Source organism: Acetobacter sp. P1H12_c, from assembly GCF_018811975.1.
GTDB classification, from domain to species: Bacteria; Pseudomonadota; Alphaproteobacteria; order Acetobacterales; family Acetobacteraceae; genus Acetobacter; species Acetobacter persici.
Genome location: NZ_JACRVR010000079.1, coordinates 1 through 2,798 on the forward strand (window position 1 = coordinate 1; position 2,798 = coordinate 2,798).

General features: G+C 35.6%; 1 protein-coding gene and 2 pseudogenes. 1 reads left to right on the forward strand and 2 read right to left on the reverse strand.

Annotation, left to right across the window (positions count from 1 at the left end; all coding sequences use genetic code 11):
• Together KP699_RS16095 and KP699_RS16100 are read right to left on the reverse strand one after the other, a co-directional pair.
• Window positions 1–169: pseudogene (locus KP699_RS16095) on the reverse strand (IS5/IS1182 family transposase); the annotation flags it as partial.
• An 82-nt stretch (window positions 170–251) separates the two neighbouring features.
• Window positions 252–2,054 carry a hypothetical protein gene (locus tag KP699_RS16100; protein WP_215763330.1) on the reverse strand — a complete coding sequence of 601 codons (1,803 nt, stop codon included), beginning with the start codon at window positions 2,052–2,054 and terminating at the stop codon, window positions 252–254.
• Window positions 2,055–2,239: 185 nt separating this feature from the next.
• Between KP699_RS16100 and KP699_RS16105 the strand changes: the two are divergent.
• A pseudogene (locus KP699_RS16105) lies at window positions 2,240–2,798 on the forward strand (transposase); the annotation flags it as partial.

A 2,798-nucleotide genomic window follows, 5' to 3' on the forward strand; every position in this document is an offset into this window, starting at 1 on the left:
AAACGGAGGACGGCCGCCTTTGCTTCCCGTCTGAATAGGCCAGTGCCTTGGTCAGCTCCGGACGGAACACCTCAAAATCCACAGTCCGGGAAAACGCTTCAAGTTGATCACCAAGCCCGCTCAAACGAGAAAGCCGCTCTTCAACATCAAAGAAACCGGACTGTTTCATGTCGCCACTCCTCCAATAAAAACCGGAAAAATGGAATCACGGAGAGGGCCTCAAAACCAAGAGGGTTTTCGAACCCTCCATTCTATTCTAAAACATTAACTTGTATAGAAAATGATCTGTTGAGGAAGATAGGAATTCCCACATAAAAATTATTAGAATTTTCCCTATACAAGCGTGAAAAACGATATTCAAAACTCTCGTTATTATTATAAAAAAATGGAGATGTTTTTATGAAATCATATTCATCATAGGTAACTATGTTTTCAATCAGCAAATCAAATTTTTTATCCAACAAAATTTGGAAAGTTGGGCAATATGAATGTGAATTTAAGTATATATACCCTATCAAAAAATCTTTTTTTTCTTCATTATTTGAAATAGACGAGACAACTATATTGTTATTAACTGAATGAAATAGAATGTCAGCAATAATATTTTCATTTTCCAGTAGAATAAATCCTATATCTAAGGAGTGCTTAGAAAAATTRTTATTTATACTTATATTATCTCTATTTATAAATTTATCTTTGATAAAAAAGTAAATATTTTCTGAAACAATACTTTTTTTCGAAAGATATTTTTCTGGAATATTTTTAAAATTTGACTCTATTTCAAAAATTTCGTTACTATTCAAGTTATTAGTTATGTTCAGCAAGGAAAGAAAATAGTATCCCCACTTTGTCGTAACCATTTTCGTTGCTGGGTTTTTGTTATCTCGTTCAAACCATTTTAAGAGGAATAAGTGCTCGGGAAGAAACTGACTATATTTAATTACGTCTGATGTAGAGGCTGTACGATATCCATTCCACATCATATAGCAAATATTTGTGAATTCACTTTTACCATGTTTTTTAAAAATACTTATAGGTATGCATTCCTCAAATGCAGTCCATAAAGCATTCTTTAAAAAGGGACCAATCTCTTCAATTTCATGAAAATATTTTTCTACAAGACGCCATTCAGAAAATTCGGCAAACAAACCTTCTATTTGAGTTACTGATAACTTATCCAAACCCATTTTATTACGTAAATGGTCATGTAAACCATCTAGATTAGCGATATGGGACCACATCCAAGTACTATTATCAGGAATATCGCCAAAACAAACATCTAAATCATTGACGTAATTTCGTTCTACCGAAACTGGCATTTGGTGTTTCTGGCTGAGTTGGTTAACCACACTCGAAAGAGAAAAGTTACGTATAAACAAACTATTTGAGGCCAGTGTACAGAAATATTTAAATGATACATTATAATTGGAAGCATAGCGAAAACATTCTAAGTGCCCTAAAAGTAAAGTATTACCAGATTTATCTCTTTCTATGTCGCCAAAAAACAACATAACCCTACTTGAATGAATAAGTTTCTCTATGTCTATGTTTAAGCTTTTTGATAAATTAACAAAAAGAAAACAATTTTCATCTGTGAACATTAGAAAATTACTAATGTATTTTTCTAAATATTCATACGTTTCATTAAAAAGAACAGAATATGCAGTTTTTTCTATGATAAAATGTGCAGTAGAATCAGCATATAAAGATTTTTCTCCAAAAAAAGATAAAGTTTTTATTTTTAAATATCCTATTCTGTCTAATCTTATTTTTATAAATTTGATATTATTTTCATTTATACTTAAATTAAAATCAAGTTTATTTTTTGTTAAAAGAGTTTTTGTGTATATATTTTTCCAGTTTTTTTTATCGGAAGATAATAAAATAGAAAAAACTATATCATGACTATCGCTATTAGAGAATGATATTATAATATTTCTGATATTATAGAAATCATTAAAAAAAAACTCTTGCGCTTCAAAGAATCCATTATTTTTTCTTTCTAGAGTTTCATTGTTCTGAGTGAGATGAGTAAATGGAATTTCCTGTAACATTTTTCCTACATTCCCAGCATAATTATTCTCAAAAGGAATCTAATAGTAAATTATTATTATGGGAATGTGAAGGGATTGAGGAATTGTTGATCGGGGGGCACAATGTGGAGGGTTCGAAAACCCTCTTGGTTTTGAGGCCCTCTCCGTGATTCCATTTTTCCGGTTTTTATTGGAGGAGTGGCGACATGAAACAGTCCGGTTTCTTTGATGTTGAAGAGCGGCTTTCTCGTTTGAGCGGGCTTGGTGATCAACTTGAAGCGTTTTCCCGGACTGTGGATTTTGAGGTGTTCCGTCCGGAGCTGACCAAGGCACTGGCCTATTCAGACAGAAGCAAAGGCGGTCGTCCTCCGTTTGTTTGATCCAGTGCTGATGTTCAAGGTCCTGATCCTGCAGGCAAGCCATTCTCTTTCTGACTAACGCACGGAATTTCTGATCAACGACCGCCTGTTCGTCATGCGCTTTCTTGGTCTGGGGCTGTCTGACCGCGTGACTGATGCTAGGACCGTCTGGCTGTTCCGGGAACGTCTGACACAAGCGCGAGCAATTGATGTTTTGTTCAACGCTTTGATGCGACCCTGCGGAATGCCGGTTATCTCCCCATGTCAGGCCAGATCCTGGACGCGACACTGGTAGCGGCCCCAAAGCAGCGTAATACCAATGAGGAGAAGGCCGATCTGCAGGACGGACGGATCCCACAGGATTGGCAGGACAAGCCGTCAAAGCTGCCCCATAAAGATCGTCATG